Origin of the sequence: Erythrobacter sp. SCSIO 43205 (assembly GCF_019904235.1) — a bacterium.
Taxonomy (GTDB): Bacteria; Pseudomonadota; Alphaproteobacteria; order Sphingomonadales; family Sphingomonadaceae; genus Erythrobacter.
In genome coordinates this window covers 565,806-583,935 of record NZ_CP063202.1, presented here as the reverse complement: position 1 = coordinate 583,935, position 18,130 = coordinate 565,806, and the positions used below count along the sequence as shown (strand labels likewise).

The window sequence follows — 18,130 nt, the reverse complement described above, 5'->3', positions numbered from 1 at the left end:
ACTATGAATACGTCGCGTATCAAAGGGTCTATCGCATTGGCAGCGGCCGCAGGCTTGGCCGCGGCTTGTGGTGGCGGGGCAGAGGCACCGGCAGCAACAAGCGAAGAAGGCGCAGCAAACACCGAGGCAGAGGCTTTGGCAGCAGCGGGCGAAGGCGAGAAAGAGAAATGCTATGGCATCTCACTCGCTGGTCAAAACGGCTGTGCAGCGGGTCCGGGCACAAGCTGTGCTGGCACTTCGGTTATCGACTACCAAGGCAATGCCTGGACATATGTCGATGCAGGCACGTGCGAAAGCATTGAACGGCCTGACGGCACATTCGGCTCGCTCGAAGAGACAGACAACATCGGCTAAACGCCATCAGCACAAGATTTGATACAAGGGCTGCTCAAGCGAAGGCTGAGCGGCCCTTTTCATTTGGGCCATAAGTCTGACCAAGAATTGCGCAAAACCGCTTCCATCCCTGCGTAGCTTTGCTTAGACTGCCTCCTCATCAGACACGGCCATCAATGGGGGATCAGCCATGACCGAACCAATTAAATCAGACGACAACCGCCAAGTTGCGCCCAATGCAGGGTTCGATTTGAACCAGCCAACGATCATCTCCTTGTGCTATCTGGCAAGCTTCATCACTGGTATTACCGGCCTTGTTGGCATCGTGCTTGCTCACGTGTGGCAGAACGACAACCAACCCGCCTGGGCTGCATCACACTTCACCTATCTCATCCGCACCTTCTGGTTCGGCTTTGCCGGATTTGTTGTCGCAGGTGTCTTGTCGATCGTCTTCATCGGTATCCTTTTGATGCCAGTCATCGCCATTTGGGTCGGCGTGCGCAGTGTTCTCAGCCTTATCAAGGCGCAGAAACAAGAACCGATGCCAGACCCGCAAACCTTGCTTTTTTGAGCCTTTGACTTGGTGAGAGTGACGTCTCGCCTGTGACGTCACTCTCATAAGTGCCGCGACAAGATCAGCTATGCCGCTCCCGCGCCGGCAAGCGCTGCGTCCTGCGTTTCAGCGACAGGTTCGGGCGCGCTCTCGATCATCCATGCGATTTCATCGAGCAGGAGGAGCCGCTGCCGTTTAAGCCGCTTCAAATAGGCATAGGCTTCCCTGTCCCCGCTCGCCTCGATCCGGCTGATGGATCGGGTCAGAACCCGGTAACGCTCAGCCAGCTTTTGCAAATGCGCATTGGTGCATTTGAGGCGCGAAAGCAGCTGCGCATCGAGGGGAAACGCCTCGGCCAGTGAGGGCATTCCCCCGCTGTTCCCGCGTCTGCGGCCAAGAAGCTCATAGATTTCCTGCGCAGTGAGAGAAGACATTGAGGCGGGCAGACCCTTGTTAAAGTGGCTCTGCCTCTTCTAGCGCCCTCAAGCCGTTCGACATTGATATGCGTCAACCCTGGTCAACGACGCCCAGCCCATAACCAGCTGCGCAAAGCCAGACTTGCGCCGCCTCGGCTATTACTCGTCAGCCTCGCCCGTTTCGCTCATGTCGCCCTCACCTTCGGCAGGCACATTCTTCATCGGGGTTTCGGGCAGATCCACAGGAACCGCATCGTCTTGCGCTTCGGAAATCTGCAATTCACCGCCACCCACATCTTCGGCATCGACTTCATAAGTCGTCTCCTCGCTCTCACCTGCGCAGGCGGACAGCGCCAGCGAACAGATAGCAAGGGATGGCAAGGCTGTTTTCAGAAAGGACATCAATTTTCTCCTTGATAAAGAACGGGGTCGCTCTCGCTCGGACCCCTACCTTAACACATTACGCCGCCTCTTCAGTCATGCATAAAGCAAGACCGGAAGAAGCGGCGCCTTGAATCAGTGCACGGGAGGGAAATGCACTGATGACGGGTCGTGTCGCGAGGTTCAGCCCTCGCCTTCTCGCATTTCGTCAATCTCGTCCGGCTCTGCGACTTCGAGATTTTCATCATCGTTAAGATCCGCCTCGCTTGGGCTTTGGCTTTCGGGATCGGCATCTTCAACGCCGGGAGCCGCCTCAGCGATTTCATCGCCAGAAAGGTCGCCGCCTTGCGCCGCATCATATGGGCTTTCCGGACGATCATCGGGCCCTGCGTTCGCGCTTTCGGATTCGCTGGTGCATCCGCCAAGGCCAACCGCCAGACCAGCGGCCATCACAGTGGCAAGGGCGAGGTCGGATTTGCGAAATGGGACGTTCATGATCAATTCCTTCGTTGATGGAGCACGGTATCCGGGGGTATTTACCGGGCTGCCTTTGGGACGTTACCCCGCTTCAATGTCATTGGTGGCCTCTGCACCGGAGGGTGGCTCGGGCTCTTCCATCTGTTTGTCGCCATAGACATCTTCACCCGGCACCGCGGTCGAGGGCTCTGCATCCCCTTCCGGATTGCCAGCGCCCACGCCCGGTGCGGTTGCATCGACAATGGTGCTTTCATCGACAGGCGCCTCTTCGACGACTTCGGGTTCAGTGTTGCACGCGGCCAGACCGAGCAAAAGCGGTGCAGCGATCAAAGCGGCAAGCGGCGCATTGGTTAGCGAACGGTTCATTGGGCGGGCCCTTTTTCCTCGTAATTTGCCGTATCAATGGGCGAAGAGGGCAAAGCGTTCCCGAAAATCTGCAAGAGCCCTTGCCAAAGGGGCTCGTGAGCCACCGCTAGCGACTACGCCGCCTCGCGCGCCTTGGTCACAATTGCGGTGATCTGATCGAGCAGCGCAAGACGTTCTTTCTTGAGCGTTTCAAAGCGTTCATCGCTCGCCGCCTCGGTTTCCGCTTCAATCCGGTGCACTTCGCGATTCACCTCATGATACTTATCGGCAAGCCGGGCAAAGTGCGCGTCTGAAGCTTTAAGTTTGGTCATTAGCTCGCGGTCGCGTTTGAAGATTTCGGTGAGCTCATTGGGTGTGTGCTGTGACATGGATGGTGCTTCCTTTTCGTAGTGTGTCACGAGGCTACGCCCGCGCGATGTGCAGGAAATTGATCTGGATCAATCCCATGAAAACTCACGCGAAAAACCACATTTTGAGACACTTGAGACAGTGTCCAGAGGCGGAAAATCTGTTGGGGCGCAGGGGGCCTGATCTGCGGGCAAAAAGACTGAGGATGAGAGGCTGCGTCATGCCGGCGGAATTAGCTTGCGCGGGCCGTTGTAGGAAAGGCGTCCCTACCAGGAGAATACAAGCGCAAACACCGCTGCCAAAAGCTGTAAGAATGCAATGGTGTGCAAGTGGCGGTTGAAGGGTTGTTTGCGGGTCTTGTGCCGAAAAAGCGCGCGCGCGGCATAGGCGCCGCCAATGCCGCCAAAGAAGGCGAGATTGAGCAATGTCGCCTCAGAAATCCGCCGCGCCCGATTTTCAGCCAGCGCCTTGTCTATCCCGAACGCTGCAAAGCTTGCAAAGTTGATCGCGACCAGCGCGGTGATGATGTTTGCCGGGGTCAGCAGCCAATGAAAATCGTCCATTTGCGACAAATAGACTGCAAAACTGTCCGAATAATAAATCCCTCAAATTTCACGCCCGCAATTCAAACCTTTTGCTTGGTGCAATGATGCGGTATCCATCATCGGGCAATGTGGGGGGATAATCAAATGCGTTTTTCAGCAACTATTGCCATTGGTCTTGCCGCGAGCATTGGCCTTGGCAGTCTTTCTGCGCAATCAGGGCTTGGTTCGGGCAGCCTGAATGTCGGCGGGCTCAATTACGAAAGCGAAGTTCAGGCGATTTATCTTGGCGATTTTGCCAATGCGCGGATGGAGCCGGAGGGAAACTCCTATGCCTTCCTTTTGCAAAATTACATCGACGCCTTTTCGCGCAAATGCCCGCGCTCTTTGCCAGCCAACAAGGTTGAAATCACCGCGCAGCGATGCGTCGCGGATCGGGTGACGCGTAACGGCTTCGGCGTCGAAGTCAGCCGCACCTGCGGGCAATATCAAACCTATGGCACGGGCCGCTATGCTGATCCTGCGCTCATGGCGATTTCAAGCCGACTGGAGGCCAAACAATCGCGCGAAATCCTTGGCTCCATCATCCCGCAGGGCGGCGATCCGGGCGCGCAAACGCGGCGAATGACCGATGTCGCGCTCGCCGCGCGAGGCGATATGGACCTACTGCTCAGCCAGAATTCGTGCACCAGCGCCGCGCTCAAACGGTTTCAGGCGAACCTGCAAAGGTTCGGGTCAGGCAGCGCACCCTTGCGCCTATCCAACGGTGCGACGCTCGCCTCGACCAGAGGCGGCGGGGGCGCGTATGTCCCGTCCAATTATGGCAAGCTGGTTGACGCACTGATCGCGGAAAATTCGCGCGGGTGGATGTTCAATCGCTATATGCGCGGCAGCGTGTCGAACGTGTCGGTGACCCGCAAAGACGCCGCCGGCCGCCCCCTCTCGATCAACGCGCGCTACCGCTTCAACCAGATGGGCAATCCCTCCAACGGATCGGTGAGAGTGGAATATCGCGACGGTCGCCCCGCCTGCCTCTATTTCTTCGACGCCCCCAGCACCTGCCGCGTCCCAAGCCCCGGCGTTGTGACGGCCTATGAGAAGGGCGAATATCGGTAGGGGGGTGAGCCTAACCTATGAGCCATCATCCATAAATGCCTGAATGGCGCCCCCGAAACACAAACCGCGCGCGCACTTTACGTCGCGAAGCAACACCCGCCGAGCGCATCCTATGGGAACACCTCTCCCGCAGCCAGCAAGGCGCAAAATTCAGCCGCCAAATGCCAGTTGGCCCATATTACGCCGATTTCCTCTGCCGTGAGCTAAAGCTGGTGATCGAACTCGACGGGTACAGCCACGATGTCGCGCCTGAGCGGGATGTGGTTCGCGATCAGTGGATGAAAGCCGAGGGCTACATCGTCCTGCGTTTCACCAACGCAGATGTGCATGAGAACATCGAAGGGGTCATCAAAACAATCCGCTTGAAGATCGAAGAGATGCGCGGCTCATAAAGAACCCTCCCGCAAGCGGGAGGGTCGGAAGACTTGGCAGCTTGCTGCCTAGTCGCACGGGGTGGGCTATTTCTGTCGCACGGGGCGGTCGCTTCCCTTCATCCCTCCCGCCCGCGGGAGGGATAGCAAGACTTAGCGAGCCCTGAACTCGTTTCAGGGTGAGTTTAGTCGCAGCAGGGTGGGCACTTTCCCCTCACCCCTCTCGCTTGCGGGAGGGGCAGTGAGACTTGCAAGCTTGCTTGCTAGTCGCAACGGGGTGGGCACCCTCGACCCTTCGGCATTTTCCCAAGGTCTCCGACCAAGCCAAGCCCACCCCTAACCCCTCCCGCAAGCGGGAGGGGAAATTAGCTGTCAGCACATGACTTAGGCCCTGTTAACAAACTGGATTCACAATCGGTGCGAATGTGGGCGAGGTGATGCTCGCCGAAGAACTGGCAGATCGGCGTGGCGGAAGGCGGAATGTTTGGTGTTGAGGGGGAATTTTAGGTGGGAGCAAATTCCGGCGGAGTTGATAGGGCTTCCGAAATGTCATCGAGCGCCTCTGCAAAGCCTTTTTTTATCTCTTTAATTTCTATGCGACGCTTTTTTAAATTCCCATCCTTGTCAAATTCTAGCATCCCACGATAAATGTCGTGACTGCCCCTAAATCCTCCCGGATCAACGTTTATCAGCTTGCCATTTTTTCTTGTCGACACCCAAGACCTGATCAAGGCATTGAGATGGATATCTCCATATGAATACCCAATAACCAACAAGTAAGAAGACTGCCTCATGGCTTTGTAAAACTCATGTCTTAGGTGCAAGAATGGTCCATGAGGTACAAGTTTGTCAGATTGCCCTCCAAATATCATACCTTTTCGCATGAAACGCCCTTTGACGTCTTCGGAGAAAACTATTTCGTCGTCGTTACGTAAGACCCAATTTGTCGATCCGTGCAGCTTCATTAGCTTTAACGCTCGACCATGGAATCTCACATATCTGAAATCATTCCATTTAGTGAGACCCAAGTCATATTTCCTGCCCGATTTGGTGAGTGCCGCCTCCACTAGCAAGTCGTAGTTCAAGGTTGCGAGACACTGCGCTTTATCGGCGTGCCGAATGAGGAATTCTTCGAGATAGTTAGTGGGAGCTTCTTCGACATCGAGGAGCCGAATAAGGGTCTCCAAAAAAGGCTCTAACGACGCACCTCTCAACTCGTCGGTTCCTGAGTTGAACGCTGCCTCAAGTTCCTCAGCAGCCCGACCCAATTTCCAATTGTCGATTTTAAGACTGGAGCCACGATCCAAGCGGCGGTCGTTTGCTATTGTAGCAGACGAGAGGACGGAGCGAATAATCTTCTCCGCATCTATGCGTCCAGTGACGCCCAAAAGTGAGGCATCCCAGCCCGCCACGAATTCTGCTAATGGATCTTGATCCCGATTCACGAGTCTTTTCAGGGCGTCATAAACATCTTCGATGTTTACTCTAGCAAACGGCGATCCACCCTTGCGCGCGTTTCGAAGTATCAATTTGGATACGACAATCGCAAATAGTTTAGCCTGCTCCGATTTTCGTTTTAGGAGGTCTTTATAAACTTCGTTCGTTAGCTCAAAGGCATCTGGAAGACCCGCATCCTTTGAGGCACCGGCTCCAAGTAAAATTGAGAACTTTGGATCAACCAATTTGCTACAGGACTAGGCAGCCCCTACTCCGCCGCTTCAAACATATCCGGGCCGGCATCCTCAGGCGCTTCTTCATTCGCGGCTTTTGCCTTTTGACGCTTGTCAAAGCTTGACCATACGTCGTTCCAGTCGCCTTTGGTTGCGCCTTTGGAATATTCGGTCGCGCGGGTTTCGAAGAAGTTGGCGTGCTCGACACCGTTCAACAGCGGGCTGAGCCATGGCAGCGGGTGATCTTCGATCATGTAGATCGGCTGCAGGCCTAGCTGACCCAAACGCCAGTCGGCGATGTAGCGGATGTATTTCTTGATATCCTTGGCGGTCATGCCTTCAACCGGGCCCATCTCGAACGCCAGATCGATGAACGCATCTTCGAGGCGCACGGTTTTCTGACAGATGTCGATGATATCTTCTTTCACCGCTTTGGTCAGGCACTGACGCTCTTCGCAGAAGGTGTGGAACATCTTGATGATGCCTTCGCAGTGCAGGCTTTCATCGCGCACCGACCACGACACGATTTGACCCATGCCTTTCATCTTGTTGAAGCGCGGGAAGTTCATCAGCATGGCGAAGGATGCGAACAGCTGAAGCCCTTCGGTAAAGCCGCCAAACATGGCGAGCGTGCGGGCGATGTCTTCGTCCGTGTCGACGCCGAATTGGTGCATATAATTGTGCTTGTCGGCCATTTCCTCATATTCGAGGAAGGCGGCATATTCGCTTTCGGGCATACCGATGGTGTCCAGAAGGTGCGAATAAGCGGCGATGTGCACCGTCTCCATGTTGGAGAAGGCGGTGAGCATCATCTTCACCTCAGTCGGTTTGAACACGCGGCCATATTTGTCGTGGTAGCAATCCTGCACCTCAACATCGGCCTGAGTGAAGAAACGGAAGATTTGCGTGAGCAGGTTGCGCTCATGCTCGGTGATTTTTTGCGCCCAGTCGCGGCAGTCTTCGCCCAGTGGCACTTCCTCAGGCATCCAGTGGATCTGCTGCTGACGCTTCCAGAAATCGTACGCCCAGGGATATTCGAACGGCTTGTAGGTGTTACGGGCTTCGAGCAACGACATCTTGTGTATCCCTGTTTCTGGTGTGGCTGACCTATATAGGTGAACAAGGTTCGAATTCGAAGGCAAGGGGAGATGATTCGGTGGGGATAAACCGTGCAGAAACTGAGTCGAATTGAGTCCTTGCGATCACCTCTTGCAGCCTTTGCATCAACTTAACGCGCATTGAGCGCAACTCTCGCCAATTTGGAACGATCAGCAGCCTTCGCCCATTAGTTAAGTGAACCCGCGCCGCTCCCCCCGCTTTTTGAAGTGGCGCCTGAGCAAACACGAACCCGAGGAGACATTCCATGGCACTGGACGACAATCCGATCAAAGGCCATTTCCCGACAGGCGACAGCCGCAACATCACGCTGACCAAAGGCAGCAATGCGCTGGAGCCCGATCGCACCGGACCGATGGAGACGACCTATCGCGATGGTGATGCGGCAAATGCCAGTGATGGATCAAATTCAAAGCGCCTGGGCGAGCAGACACCGGGCGAGCTGATCGCATCGCTCACCCCCAATTCGGGCGTGATGAGCGATATTGTCGACAAGGTCCGCGATGTTTTCGGTCTGGACCAAGGCGACGACACATCTGGCGACACGAACACGCAGGTGAAGACACAGGTCAGCACCGGCACCAGCGCAAAGCCTTACACCTTGCAGCAGGAGCCAGAGCCCAGCGCCTCTGACTATGCGTTCGGCCCCAAGGGTGGCGGCAGGGTGGAGCCCGTGCTGCAAAAAGACTGGAACCCGGCAGAGCGTAACAGCGATGACCTGTCGCGATAGGTAAACCTCTCTCAAACCATTGAAAGGCCGCCCGCACTATGCCGTGTCGGGCGGCTTTTTCATATGGCGTGTGCGCCTCGCTTTTCGTGGTAGTGGGCGCGCTGGAGATTGGCTGTGTAGAGAACCCCTAACTCATCCCCATGGCGAGCCCCGTCGCCGCCAATGTCGCGAGGATAGGCACGAGTACAGTCACGACAAACACATCCTTATAAGCCTGACGATGGGTCAGCTGGGTGATGGTGAGCATGGCGATCACCGCGCCGCAATGGGGAAGCGAATCCAGCCCGCCGCTCGCCATTGCGGCGAGGCGGTGAAGCTCTTCGGGATGGAGCCCTAACGCCAGAAACGGCTCAGCCAGCGTCGTCATGAATATCTGCAACCCGCCAGAAGAAGAGCCGGTGATCCCCGCCACCGTGCTGGAGGCGGCAAAGACCGAGAGATGCGGCGGCAGGCCGGACCCGACCACGGCCTTGGTAAACAGGGCAAACCCTTGCGTCTGCGCAACCACGCCGCCAAAGCCGATCACCGCAGCAGTCGCCATCAGCGGGAGGATTGCGTCCTGTGTGCCGAGGCCCATGGTCTGAAGCGGGTTCTTGCGTACCAGCGGGAAGAGCACGACGGCGGCAACACTTGCAAAGATCAGCGCCATCGAGGGCCACAAGATCGGCTGTGAACTGGCAAAAGTGACCCATGCCGCCTCTACCCCGGCGCTTTGCGCGAGGCGCGGGGCAAGGATGGTCGCAATCACCAGCACCAGCGGAAATGCGGCAAGCAGCGGATGCGGCACGTCCTTTTCGATCTCGGCAAAATCAGGGATCACATCGCGTGGCCCTGCCTCAAACCCTTCCCCATTGGCCGCCGCTTTCACCCGTTCGCGTTCCAGATAAATCATGCCGACCACGAACATGATTGCGCCGCCAAACAAGCCCAGCAGAGGCGCTGCAAACAGGTCGGTGCCAAGCGCCAGAGTGGGAATGACATTCTGGATCGAAGGCGTGCCGGGAAGCGCGGTGAGTGTGAATGTGCCAGCCCCCAAAGCCAGCGCTCCGCAAAACAGGCGTTTGGGAATATTGGCCTCTTTCATCAGCCTCAAACCAAGCGGATAGGAGGCAAAGATCACCACGAAAACCACCACCCCGCCATAGGTGAGCAGCGCGCAGGCAAGGACAATGATCCAAAGCGCGCGGTGCGCGCCGAGCAATCGCACCAGTGCCATAGCCACCGATGTTGCCGCGTGGCTATCGCCCATGACTTTGCCAAACACCGCTCCGGCAGCAAACAGCAAGAAAAACCGCCCGGCAAAGGTGAATGCGCCAAGGTCAGAAAGAAGGAAGCTTTGCGTTAGGCTTTCAGCAAAAGGCAGGCCGTTGGTCACGATCACGAGGATTGCGCCAAGGACCGAGGCAAAGATGATATTGACGTCTCGAAGCGCAAGCCAAATCAGCAGGGAAATCCCTGCAAGCAACCCAAGAATCCCGAGCACCGCCTCGCTCCCCCCTCACATTGTTTTCTGTGATCGTAAAACTTGTCATTTTGAGCGCTGTGGCCCCGTGCCCGCGCCTTCCACGCGCTCACATATTGGCCGATGCCACCACTGCGAGCCACATGAACGGCAGAGCAGCCCCGCCCATAACCATGTGCAGGCGCCCGGCATTGGCGCTGTGCCCTTCGGGTCCGCGAGACAGGCGCAGGCCGTTGATTATGAACGCTAAAAGGAAAAGCGTACCTGCAATTCCGACCCAAATTTCCGGTGCCATGAAAATCCCTCCTCCTGCAATAATCAGGAGAGTGACACATTTTAATCGCAAGTGCGAGGGGGCGCGCTAGATCATCCGCCGCACAGGGTACACGCGCTCCTTGGTAAGCGGGGCTTTGCGGGCAAGCTCCCATTCGCCAGCGAACAAATGGCGGTAAAGCTGATCAGGCAAAAGCTGTGCAAATTCGAGGCCGGCGCTTTTCCCCTGGCGCCATGCAACTTCGGCGCGGATTGGCCCAGTCCCTTCGATAAAAAGGCTGACCCTTGCCCCGAAGGTCAGTTCGCCTTTCGGATCATCGAGGCTGCATCCGCCTTGCGACAGTTCGCGGTATCGCACCGCGATTTCCTTGCCGCTTTCGGTTTGGCAGATACCAATCGCGTGGGTCTGGCTACGCTCGTATTCTCGAGCGGCTGAGGCTCTGCTGGTATACATGGGCGCGCTGGGAGGCTCCGTTCGGGGTTGCGACCAATGGAAACGGATAAAGCGCGCCGATTAGTCCGGCCTTGCCATGGACCCTAGGGCAATGCCTTAGCCGTGCAAAAACCCCCGCGAAGCGCTGTGCTTTGCGGGGGTCTTAAAATGGGTAGCAATAGCGAGCCTATTGCCAGCGCATCACTGGCAACACATCACTGGCAGCAAATCACTGACAGCTGAGGCATTCCTCATAATCGGTCTGCTCGGCGCTGAGCTCATATTTCGCTGCGTCAGCTGTATTGTCCGCCTCGACACCGCCGGCAAAGCCTGCGCGCTGGACCGATTTGGAGCGCAGGTAATAGAGCGACTTGATCCCTTTCTCCCACGCTTGGAAGTGGAGCATCATAAGATCCCACTTATCAACGTCAGCCGGGATGAAGAGGTTCAGCGACTGCGCCTGATCGATATAGGGGCTGCGGTCTGCGGCGAATTCAAGCAGCCAGCGTTGATCAATCTCGAAGCTGGTTTTGAAGCTCGCCTTTTCCTCTTCGCTGAGGAAATCGAGGTGCTGAACGCTGCCGCCTTTTTCGAGGATCGAGTTCCAGACGTTGGTGGAGTTCTTGCTCTTCTTGTCGAGCAGCTTTTCAAGATAAGGGTTCTTGACGATGAAGCTGCCTGACAGCGTCTTGTGCGTGTAGATGTTGGCGGGGATCGGTTCGATACACGCGCTTGTGCCGCCGCAAATGATCGAAATCGACGCGGTTGGCGCGATTGCCATCTTGCAGGAAAAACGCTCCATCGCGCCCATGTCCGCTGCATCAGGGCAAGGGCCGCGCTCTTGCGCGAGCAGCATGGAAGCTTCCGAAGCCTTGGCCTGAATATGCTTGAACATTTTGAGGTTCATGGCTTTCGCCATCGCGCTCTCAAAACCAAGCCCTTTCGATTGCAGATAGGAGTGGAAGCCCATCACCCCAAGACCAACGCTGCGCTCGCGCTCAGCGGAGTATTTCGCTCGGGCCATCTCATCGGGTGCGCGGTCGATATAGTCCTGCAGCACATTATCAAGGAAACGCATCACGTCTTCGATGAATTGCTTGTTGCCGTTCCACTCGTCCCATTTTTCAAGGTTCAATGACGACAGACAGCACACGGCGGTGCGGTCATTGCCAAGGTGGTCAATGCCGGTGGGAAGCGTGATTTCGGAACACAGGTTCGAAGTCGACACCTTAAGGCCAAGCTCGCGGTGGTGCTTTGGCATCATGCGGTTCACCGTATCGGCAAACACGATGTAAGGCTCGCCTGTTGCAAGGCGTGTCTCGACCAGTTTCTGGAACAGCGAACGCGCATCGACTGTGCCGCGCACTTCGCCGGTCTTGGGCGATTTAAGCTCAAATTCAGCCCCGTCGCGCACCGCTTCCATGAAATCATCGGTGAGCAAAACACCGTGGTGCAGGTTCAATGCCTTGCGGTTGAAGTCGCCTGAAGGTTTGCGGATTTCGAGGAATTCCTCAATCTCAGGGTGCGAGACATCGAGATAACACGCAGCCGACCCACGACGCAGCGATCCTTGCGAAATCGCCAGAGTGAGCGAATCCATCACGCGCACAAACGGAATAATGCCCGATGTCTTGCCGTTGAGGCCAACCGGCTCACCAATGCCGCGAACATTGCCCCAATAGGTGCCAATGCCGCCGCCTTTTGAGGCAAGCCACACGTTTTCATTCCAGGTATTCACAATACCATCAAGGCTGTCTGAAACCGAATTCAGATAGCACGAGATCGGAAGGCCGCGATTGGTCCCGCCATTGGAAAGCACAGGGGTTGCAGGCATGAACCACAGGTTCGAGATGTAGTCATAAAGGCGCTGTGCGTGCTCTGCGTCATCAGCATAAGCATCAGCGACGCGGGCGAACAGATCCTGATATTTCTCACCGGGAAGGAGATAGCGGTCTTCGAGCGTTTCCTTGCCGAATTCGGTGAGATTGGCGTCGCGCGTCTCGTCGATTTGCACGTTAAAACGGCGATCATTGACCTTCTTGCTGTCGTCTGCAGCCTTATCCTGCGCGGCCGCTTTAGCAGCGCTCGCCACAGCATTGCCAAGCGCTTCAGCGCTTTTCTCCGCAACCAGAGCATCGCTGCCCATGTCAGCCTTTTCCATCGTCACAGCCTTACCTGCATTTGCATTTGCGTTTGCCTTTTCCTGTGCGGCGACATCTGCGCCGGTTTCCGCATCGCTCAAAACTTCATCACCCGCTTTGAATTCCATCACTGCCCCGTCCTGTATCCTTCGAATCCGAGCGCTTTTGCCACTATAGCGTAAAACCGCATTTGTTCCGATTCTGTTCCGCACCGTTTTATGGACGTGTTATCGACAGTGTTTGCCCGTTTTTTGCCCGTGTTTTCTCCGGGCGCGCCCACAAACAGCCTGTTCTCAATCCGTCCACCATGGCTCTCTTGAACCCCTTTTGCAGCGACTCCTTCCCCGCATCGCTCCATGTGCCAAAAGCGTGGGAGCGAGCCTCACCAGAAGGGAATGCACTACAATTTGGGGGTCCGTTGCGAACCAAGCCACCAGATACTGAATCAGACGGGTGAGGCGGTCAACGGGCAATTAACCATAAAACTGCGCCAGACCCGATCAGACATTTATGTTGCAGTGCAGCGACGCGCCGGAAAAGCTTGAGTCGCGCATTGCGCAAGCCCCAAAGTGAATCTGTGAAGAAAAATTTGGTGATTGTTAGGTGTGAATCAATCCTTGAATCTTTCGCACAAGGGCTTGCAATATTCTTGCCTATGGCCCGTGTGTGCTGAGCGCTTACGCGGGCTCTGGCGCTTTTTGCGCAGCCGACTTTGCGTGGGTCGCGATATGGCCTGCCAAAGGCTCGACCAGCTCCATCGGCAGATCATGGCCCCATCCCGGTATCGTGACGAGCTTTGCGCCAGGAATGTGCGCGGCGGTATCCTGACCGCCCTCAAGTTTGACCAATGGGTCATCCTCGCCGTGCAGCACAAGCGTCGGCGCTTTCACCTTCGCAAGGCGAGAGCGGCGGCAGCCATCATCAATGATCGCCGCCAATTGGCGCGGAAGGCCAGCGGGATAGACACTGCGACGTACGCTCATCAAAACCCGCTCGCGTGCGCGCGCTTCATCCGCAGGATAGCCGGGTGAACCGATGCTGCGCCCGATGTGAAGACCGTGTTCGACCAAGTCCTCCTCGGCAAGCGACTTTGGTTGAGTGACCAGCGCGTCCATCGCAGCTTTATCCGCTGCCGGAAGCGAGCCATTGCCCGTGGTTGACATGATCGAGGTAAGCGAAAGCAGCCGCTCTGGGTGATTGATCGCGGTCAGTTGCGCAATCATCCCGCCCATGCTGGCGCCAACGACATGAGCCCGATCAATCTCAAGCGCACTGAGCAAACCAACCGCATCATCGGCCATCGCCGCCAATGTGTAAGGCACTTTGGCAGGCCAGCCGATTTTCTGGCGAATGACCTGCCAGGCAAGCTTGGGCGGCTTTGCCCCATCAAATTTCTGCGACAAGCCAATGTCACGATTGTCATAGCGGATGACGCGAAAGCCATGGCCCACGAGCGCTTCGACCAACTCATCGGGCCACAAGGTCAGTTGCGCGCCGAGCCCCATGACCAGAAGGATCGGCTCATGTGCGGGATCGCCATGATCCTCGTAGAAAAGCTCAATACCGGTGTTTGGCGTTGTGATTGTGGGCATGGGAGAAGCGTTTCCTTCGGTTTCTTGCGACCACCTACAATGCAGACAAGTGCGCCAAGAGCAAGGGGCTTAGCCGCCTGAATTGCCTGAAGGCTTACCACGCCAGTCGGGGCCGCCGATCAGAAAATTCTGCGCCTCCAACTGGTCTAGCACGCCTTCGGGTTCGGCGAGCACCCGCAAGGGCACCACAGCCAGAGTCACGCCCGGTTTTGTGGAAGCATCGGCAATCATGCTCACCCAGCTTTCGCGGATCTCTTCGCCCAACTCATCATCCGCCCACGGCCAGCACGTGCCAAGCGCCACTTCGAGCGGGTTATTCATGACAGCGGGAATATCAAAGCTGCGCCAATCATCGCCGCGCTTTTCGATGATCGGCTGACCCGCCTCAGTCGCGCTCATCGCCGCTTCGAGACAGGGGATATGGTCTGTCGGCGGGGCCTCGGCGAGATTATCGAGCAGGTCTTCACCGCGAAAGCGTTCTGGCCGGATGATCGGCACGTCGGCCTTGTTGGCGGCCTTCTTCACTATGTCGGTCGCATCTTTCACCGTATCATCATCAAAATCGAGACGGCGGGCCAGAAGATCAAAGCTGGTCATCAGGAAAGAGCGGCGGTCATAGTCGATGTCATATTCCGCTTCGAGCGCGGCGAGCCGTGCGCGCTGCTCTTGAGACAGATAATCGGCAGCGACGCTTTTCTTGGGCAGCTTGGTAATCTTGCCCCCACTGAAAATCAGGCGGAACACATCGCCGGGAGAGAATTTGGGGGCAGAGCGCAGGATCACGCGGTCCGCCTCTCTCGTGGCGATTTCAAGCCGGTCTGGATACCACGGCGTCGATTTGGGCACTGCGCGAATTTCGCCGACAAGGATCACAGCGCCCGCATCGGTTTCAATCGTCCACATCGGCGCGCCAGCGGCCTGCGCCTCGACGACGATCTGGCTGTCGGTGAGCGGCTCATCCTCAGCTGCGAGCGGGGAAGCGAGGAGGCTGGTCGAAGCGAGCGCGATAGCGAGAGGTTTCCACATATCGTGCATCATTACGCCGCGCTCCCTTTCTGTGTCCTGTATGACAAGAGCACTAGCACACAGTGAGGATTTTGCGCTCTGCCCAAGCCTTCTATCACTGTTTCCAAGGAAAGCGGCCTGCCCCCTTCCCCCTAAAGGGTCGCAAGAGAGCGGCCGTGGGTCTGATTGCGACCTGCGGCCGTTCTTTGCTTTTGCAAAAAGCGGCGCAAAACCCGTGCCCCCTTCCCCCTATACAAACGCACTAGCACACCCAGCCGATACGCCGCGTCCATGCTGCGCGATAATGTCTGACTTCGCCCCAAACGCATCCGTTTTGAAGGGGAAGGAGACACGCAAATGGCCAAGCAACCACAGCTCGATTGCCCCAGCGCGCCGTTCGATCATCCGGAGGCAAAGCTCCTTGGCGTAGTGCTCGAAGAAGATGGCGAGGCGCAGGTCGCCTATGCCGACAAGGGCGCAGCGCTTCCTGATGATTTTGATGCAGAGAAGCTTGGCATTGACCCCGGCCATGCGCTCCGGTTTTCCGCTCCGTGCGCGAACAGTGGCTGTGGCCAGTGGCGCGAAGGGGGCTGCGGCCTTGGCAAGGCGATCCTCGAACAATTGCAGCCCGTGGTGGATGTAGCTCCTGCTTGCACATTGCGCGCCACCTGCCGCTGGTTTGCCGAAAACGGCACGCAAAGCTGCCTGCGCTGCCCGCAGGTCACCACTCGGCGTCACCCTTCGCAAGTGATCCGCGTGCCCCGCACCCCCGTTGGCCCCGAAAGGCCCGCATCCCACCTTCCGTCATTCACTCAAGGTCCGGTGAGTGGAGAAACGGTTCGCATCTAACTCATCCGGGCCATCACAGAAGGACACACATTATGAGCATGAAAAAGAAAGCCGCTCGCCTTTCCGCAGGCGATTTGAACGCAAGCCTTAGCGCTGCCTCTAAAAGCGCAAAGGCACGCATTGCCAAGCTGGACGCAGAAAACCTTGATGCTGTCGCAGGCGGCTTCCCAACCGATACGGGCGGGATCGGCGGTGTAGGTGGTGGCGGCACCACCGCTGGCATGATCGATCCCGATCCCATCGACATCGGCACAAGCCTCAAAAACATCCTCGGCTAACACCTGAGACGGACGGGCAATGGGAGAGTGGTCGCGGGTCCAAGCGGGCCTTGCGGCCGCTCAATCTTTTACGGCACCAGCACCGTATCACGAACTTCGGCACTCAGCTCGGGATAGTCGAGCGTATAGTGCAAGCCCCGGCTTTCCTTGCGGGTCAGTGCCGACTGCACAATAAGATCCGCTGATTGCAGCAGGTTGCGCAGTTCGATCAGGTCAGTCGTAACAACGAAGCTGCCGTAATAGTCCTCGACCTCCTGGCGCAGCAGCGCGATGCGGTTGGCGGCGCGCTCCAGCCGCTTGGTGGTGCGCACAATGCCGACATAGTTCCACATAAAGCGGCGGATCTCGGTCCAATTCTGCTTGATCACGACCTGCTCGTCGGAATCCGAAACGCGGCTTTCATCCCATGGGAGAATCGCGGGCGGTTCAGGCAGATCGTCCCACATGGTGAGTATGTCCGAGGCCGCCGCTTCGCCGAACACGAAGCATTCAAGCAGACTGTTGGACGCGAGGCGGTTCGCGCCGTGCAGCCCGCTTTCGGTGCATTCGCCCGCTGCCCATAGGCCGGGCAGGTCAGTGCGCGCCTGCAAGTCCACCACAATCCCGCCGCAGGTATAATGCTGCGCTGGCACGACAGGGATCGGCTCCTTAGTCATATCAATGCCAAGCCCGATCAGCTTGTCGTAAATCGTCGGGAAATGCTCTTTCACGAATTCAGGCGGTTGGTGGCTGATGTCGAGATGCACATAGTCGAGGCCATAGCGCTTGATCTGATCGTCAATCGCGCGCGCCACCACGTCGCGCGGCGCAAGCTCCATGCGATCAGCGTCATATTCGGTCATAAAGCGCGCGCCCGTCTCCGGGTGCTTCAAATGCCCGCCTTCACCGCGAACGGCCTCTGTGATGAGGAAGTTTTTGACTTCCAGATTGTAAAGACAGGTCGGGTGGAATTGCATCATCTCCATGTTGGAGACGCGCGCGCCTGCCCGCCATGCCATCGCAATGCCGTCTCCGGTCGCACCCCTTGGAGCGGTGGAGAACTGGTAAACGCGCCCTGCCCCGCCCGCTGCCAGAATAGTTGCGCGCGCCACATGGGCTTCTACCCAGCCGGTTTCCTCGTTGAGCGCATAAACACCCCAAACATGGCCGCCGCCTGAATAACGCTCGCGATTGCGGTCGGTGATAAGATCAATCGCAGTGCGCCCGCCCAGCATGGTGATGTTGGGATTGGCCTCGGCTGCTTTAAGCAAAGCGGATTGCACCGCCCAGCCGGTAGCATCATCGACATGGACAATGCGGCGGTGCGAGTGCCCGCCCTCGCGCGTCAAATGCAGATCGCCCGAATCTTTGTTGAAAGGCACGCCCAGCTCAACCAGCCGGTCGATGCTTTCAGGCGCGCGCTCGATCACGAATTCCACCGCTTCACGGTCGTTAAGGCCGGCGCCTGCGACCATCGTATCGCGCACGTGGTTTTCGAAAGTGTCGCCTGCGTCCAGAACAGCCGCGATGCCCCCTTGCGCCCATGCAGTCGAGCCTCCGGTAAGCGAGCCTTTGGCAAGCACCAGCACTTTGAGCTTGGTCGCAAGCCCTAACGCAGCGGTAAGCCCTGCGGCTCCGGAACCGATGATGATGACGTCAAAGGTGTCGCTTGATTGTGCCATGCCGCGAGCCATGGCGC

At 57.2% G+C, this 18,130-nt stretch carries 22 protein-coding genes; 7 read left to right on the top strand and 15 right to left on the bottom strand.

All coding sequences use genetic code 11. The annotated features are described in order from the left end of the window. The first annotated feature begins 3 nt into the window (after positions 1–3). Together INR77_RS02880 and INR77_RS02875 are read left to right on the top strand one after the other, a co-directional pair. Complete coding sequence (locus INR77_RS02880; protein WP_223072443.1) at positions 4–354, top strand: DUF2282 domain-containing protein; 351 nt, start codon at positions 4–6, stop codon at positions 352–354. Between the two features lie 169 nt (positions 355–523). Then, positions 524–904 (top strand): hypothetical protein, encoded by a 381-nt coding sequence (locus INR77_RS02875; RefSeq protein WP_223072442.1) that lies wholly within the window; start codon positions 524–526, stop codon positions 902–904. 68 nt (positions 905–972) lie between these two features. Here INR77_RS02875 and INR77_RS02870 read toward each other — a convergent pair whose 3' ends face one another. The 6 genes from INR77_RS02870 to INR77_RS02845 form a co-directional block, all read right to left on the bottom strand. After that, positions 973–1,320 carry a DUF465 domain-containing protein gene (locus INR77_RS02870; RefSeq protein WP_255573890.1) on the bottom strand — a complete coding sequence of 116 codons (348 nt, stop codon included), beginning with the start codon at positions 1,318–1,320 and terminating at the stop codon, positions 973–975. Between the two features lie 141 nt (positions 1,321–1,461). Continuing rightward, positions 1,462–1,704 (bottom strand): hypothetical protein, encoded by a 243-nt coding sequence (locus INR77_RS02865; protein WP_223072441.1) that lies wholly within the window; start codon positions 1,702–1,704, stop codon positions 1,462–1,464. 162 nt (positions 1,705–1,866) lie between these two features. Next, positions 1,867–2,178: a hypothetical protein gene (locus INR77_RS02860; protein WP_223072440.1), complete on the bottom strand. Its 312-nt coding sequence runs from the start codon at positions 2,176–2,178 to the stop codon at positions 1,867–1,869. A gap of 63 nt (positions 2,179–2,241) precedes the next feature. Then, the gene (locus INR77_RS02855) at positions 2,242–2,526 is read right to left on the bottom strand and encodes a hypothetical protein (RefSeq protein ID WP_223072439.1); all 285 of its coding nucleotides are present in this window, start codon (positions 2,524–2,526) and stop codon (positions 2,242–2,244) included. A gap of 113 nt (positions 2,527–2,639) precedes the next feature. Then, on the bottom strand, positions 2,640–2,894 hold the full coding sequence (locus INR77_RS02850) for a YdcH family protein (RefSeq protein WP_223072438.1): 255 nt from the start codon (positions 2,892–2,894) through the stop codon (positions 2,640–2,642). Between the two features lie 246 nt (positions 2,895–3,140). Then, positions 3,141–3,437, bottom strand: coding sequence for a DUF1294 domain-containing protein (locus tag INR77_RS02845; protein WP_223072437.1), 297 nt, complete (start codon positions 3,435–3,437; stop codon positions 3,141–3,143). A 126-nt stretch (positions 3,438–3,563) separates the two neighbouring features. Here INR77_RS02845 and INR77_RS02840 point away from each other — a divergent pair, with 126 nt between their 5' ends. Beyond that, positions 3,564–4,532, top strand: a complete 969-nt coding sequence (locus INR77_RS02840) for a hypothetical protein (RefSeq protein ID WP_223072436.1) — start codon at positions 3,564–3,566, stop codon at positions 4,530–4,532. A gap of 35 nt (positions 4,533–4,567) precedes the next feature. Beyond that, entirely contained in the window at positions 4,568–4,924 is a 357-nt protein-coding gene (locus tag INR77_RS02835) for an endonuclease domain-containing protein (RefSeq protein ID WP_223072435.1), read from the top strand. Between the two features lie 482 nt (positions 4,925–5,406). On the opposite strand, the gene INR77_RS02830 is transcribed toward INR77_RS02835, so the two are convergent. Both INR77_RS02830 and INR77_RS02825 read right to left on the bottom strand, forming a co-directional pair. Continuing rightward, entirely contained in the window at positions 5,407–6,585 is a 1,179-nt protein-coding gene (locus tag INR77_RS02830; RefSeq protein ID WP_223072434.1) for an SIR2 family protein, read from the bottom strand. 23 nt (positions 6,586–6,608) lie between these two features. Next, complete coding sequence (locus tag INR77_RS02825) at positions 6,609–7,649, bottom strand: ribonucleotide-diphosphate reductase subunit beta (RefSeq protein WP_223072433.1); 1,041 nt, start codon at positions 7,647–7,649, stop codon at positions 6,609–6,611. Positions 7,650–7,936: 287 nt separating this feature from the next. On the opposite strand from INR77_RS02825, the gene INR77_RS02820 reads away from it, so the two are divergent. After that, positions 7,937–8,419 carry a hypothetical protein gene (locus INR77_RS02820; RefSeq protein WP_223072432.1) on the top strand — a complete coding sequence of 161 codons (483 nt, stop codon included), beginning with the start codon at positions 7,937–7,939 and terminating at the stop codon, positions 8,417–8,419. Between the two features lie 127 nt (positions 8,420–8,546). On the opposite strand, the gene INR77_RS02815 is transcribed toward INR77_RS02820, so the two are convergent. The 6 genes from INR77_RS02815 to INR77_RS02790 form a co-directional block, all read right to left on the bottom strand. Then, the gene (locus tag INR77_RS02815; protein WP_223072431.1) at positions 8,547–9,902 is read right to left on the bottom strand and encodes a GntP family permease; all 1,356 of its coding nucleotides are present in this window, start codon (positions 9,900–9,902) and stop codon (positions 8,547–8,549) included. Between the two features lie 88 nt (positions 9,903–9,990). Next, on the bottom strand, positions 9,991–10,176 hold the full coding sequence (locus INR77_RS02810; protein WP_223072430.1) for a hypothetical protein: 186 nt from the start codon (positions 10,174–10,176) through the stop codon (positions 9,991–9,993). Between the two features lie 66 nt (positions 10,177–10,242). Next, positions 10,243–10,608 (bottom strand): PilZ domain-containing protein, encoded by a 366-nt coding sequence (locus INR77_RS02805; RefSeq protein ID WP_223072429.1) that lies wholly within the window; start codon positions 10,606–10,608, stop codon positions 10,243–10,245. Between the two features lie 208 nt (positions 10,609–10,816). Beyond that, a complete protein-coding gene (locus INR77_RS02800) occupies positions 10,817–12,856 on the bottom strand; it encodes a ribonucleoside-diphosphate reductase subunit alpha (protein ID WP_223072428.1) in 2,040 nt (679 codons plus the stop codon). Positions 12,857–13,405: 549 nt separating this feature from the next. Then, the gene (locus tag INR77_RS02795; protein WP_223072427.1) at positions 13,406–14,320 is read right to left on the bottom strand and encodes an alpha/beta fold hydrolase; all 915 of its coding nucleotides are present in this window, start codon (positions 14,318–14,320) and stop codon (positions 13,406–13,408) included. Positions 14,321–14,389: 69 nt separating this feature from the next. Next, the gene (locus INR77_RS02790; protein ID WP_255573888.1) at positions 14,390–15,358 is read right to left on the bottom strand and encodes a TraB/GumN family protein; all 969 of its coding nucleotides are present in this window, start codon (positions 15,356–15,358) and stop codon (positions 14,390–14,392) included. A gap of 324 nt (positions 15,359–15,682) precedes the next feature. On the opposite strand from INR77_RS02790, the gene INR77_RS02785 reads away from it, so the two are divergent. Next, a complete protein-coding gene (locus INR77_RS02785; RefSeq protein ID WP_223072426.1) occupies positions 15,683–16,174 on the top strand; it encodes a hypothetical protein in 492 nt (163 codons plus the stop codon). A gap of 32 nt (positions 16,175–16,206) precedes the next feature. After that, a complete protein-coding gene (locus INR77_RS02780) occupies positions 16,207–16,452 on the top strand; it encodes a hypothetical protein (RefSeq protein ID WP_223072425.1) in 246 nt (81 codons plus the stop codon). A 68-nt stretch (positions 16,453–16,520) separates the two neighbouring features. Here the strand turns inward: INR77_RS02780 and nadB are convergent, their stop codons facing one another. Beyond that, entirely contained in the window at positions 16,521–18,113 is a 1,593-nt protein-coding gene (gene nadB, locus INR77_RS02775; RefSeq protein WP_223072424.1) for an L-aspartate oxidase, read from the bottom strand. Positions 18,114–18,130: the final 17 nt, after the last annotated feature.

What these genes read in the sequence shown, in the direction of transcription:
- INR77_RS02835 (WP_223072435.1), top strand. Translation starts at nt 4,568, where the DNA reads ATGCCTGAATGGCGCCCCCGAAACACAAACCGCGCGCGCACTTTACGT.
- INR77_RS02845 (WP_223072437.1), bottom strand. Translation starts at nt 3,437, where the DNA reads ATGGACGATTTTCATTGGCTGCTGACCCCGGCAAACATCATCACCGCG.
- INR77_RS02810 (WP_223072430.1), bottom strand. Translation starts at nt 10,176, where the DNA reads ATGGCACCGGAAATTTGGGTCGGAATTGCAGGTACGCTTTTCCTTTTA.
- INR77_RS02880 (WP_223072443.1), top strand. Translation starts at nt 4, where the DNA reads ATGAATACGTCGCGTATCAAAGGGTCTATCGCATTGGCAGCGGCCGCA.
- INR77_RS02870 (WP_255573890.1), bottom strand. Translation starts at nt 1,320, where the DNA reads ATGTCTTCTCTCACTGCGCAGGAAATCTATGAGCTTCTTGGCCGCAGA.
- nadB (WP_223072424.1), bottom strand. Translation starts at nt 18,113, where the DNA reads ATGGCACAATCAAGCGACACCTTTGACGTCATCATCATCGGTTCCGGA.
- INR77_RS02850 (WP_223072438.1), bottom strand. Translation starts at nt 2,894, where the DNA reads ATGTCACAGCACACACCCAATGAGCTCACCGAAATCTTCAAACGCGAC.
- INR77_RS02875 (WP_223072442.1), top strand. Translation starts at nt 524, where the DNA reads ATGACCGAACCAATTAAATCAGACGACAACCGCCAAGTTGCGCCCAAT.
- INR77_RS02840 (WP_223072436.1), top strand. Translation starts at nt 3,564, where the DNA reads ATGCGTTTTTCAGCAACTATTGCCATTGGTCTTGCCGCGAGCATTGGC.
- INR77_RS02865 (WP_223072441.1), bottom strand. Translation starts at nt 1,704, where the DNA reads ATGTCCTTTCTGAAAACAGCCTTGCCATCCCTTGCTATCTGTTCGCTG.
- INR77_RS02780 (WP_223072425.1), top strand. Translation starts at nt 16,207, where the DNA reads ATGAGCATGAAAAAGAAAGCCGCTCGCCTTTCCGCAGGCGATTTGAAC.
- INR77_RS02805 (WP_223072429.1), bottom strand. Translation starts at nt 10,608, where the DNA reads ATGTATACCAGCAGAGCCTCAGCCGCTCGAGAATACGAGCGTAGCCAG.
- INR77_RS02860 (WP_223072440.1), bottom strand. Translation starts at nt 2,178, where the DNA reads ATGAACGTCCCATTTCGCAAATCCGACCTCGCCCTTGCCACTGTGATG.
- INR77_RS02795 (WP_223072427.1), bottom strand. Translation starts at nt 14,320, where the DNA reads ATGCCCACAATCACAACGCCAAACACCGGTATTGAGCTTTTCTACGAG.
- INR77_RS02785 (WP_223072426.1), top strand. Translation starts at nt 15,683, where the DNA reads ATGGCCAAGCAACCACAGCTCGATTGCCCCAGCGCGCCGTTCGATCAT.
- INR77_RS02790 (WP_255573888.1), bottom strand. Translation starts at nt 15,358, where the DNA reads ATGATGCACGATATGTGGAAACCTCTCGCTATCGCGCTCGCTTCGACC.
- INR77_RS02855 (WP_223072439.1), bottom strand. Translation starts at nt 2,526, where the DNA reads ATGAACCGTTCGCTAACCAATGCGCCGCTTGCCGCTTTGATCGCTGCA.
- INR77_RS02825 (WP_223072433.1), bottom strand. Translation starts at nt 7,649, where the DNA reads ATGTCGTTGCTCGAAGCCCGTAACACCTACAAGCCGTTCGAATATCCC.
- INR77_RS02800 (WP_223072428.1), bottom strand. Translation starts at nt 12,856, where the DNA reads ATGGAATTCAAAGCGGGTGATGAAGTTTTGAGCGATGCGGAAACCGGC.
- INR77_RS02820 (WP_223072432.1), top strand. Translation starts at nt 7,937, where the DNA reads ATGGCACTGGACGACAATCCGATCAAAGGCCATTTCCCGACAGGCGAC.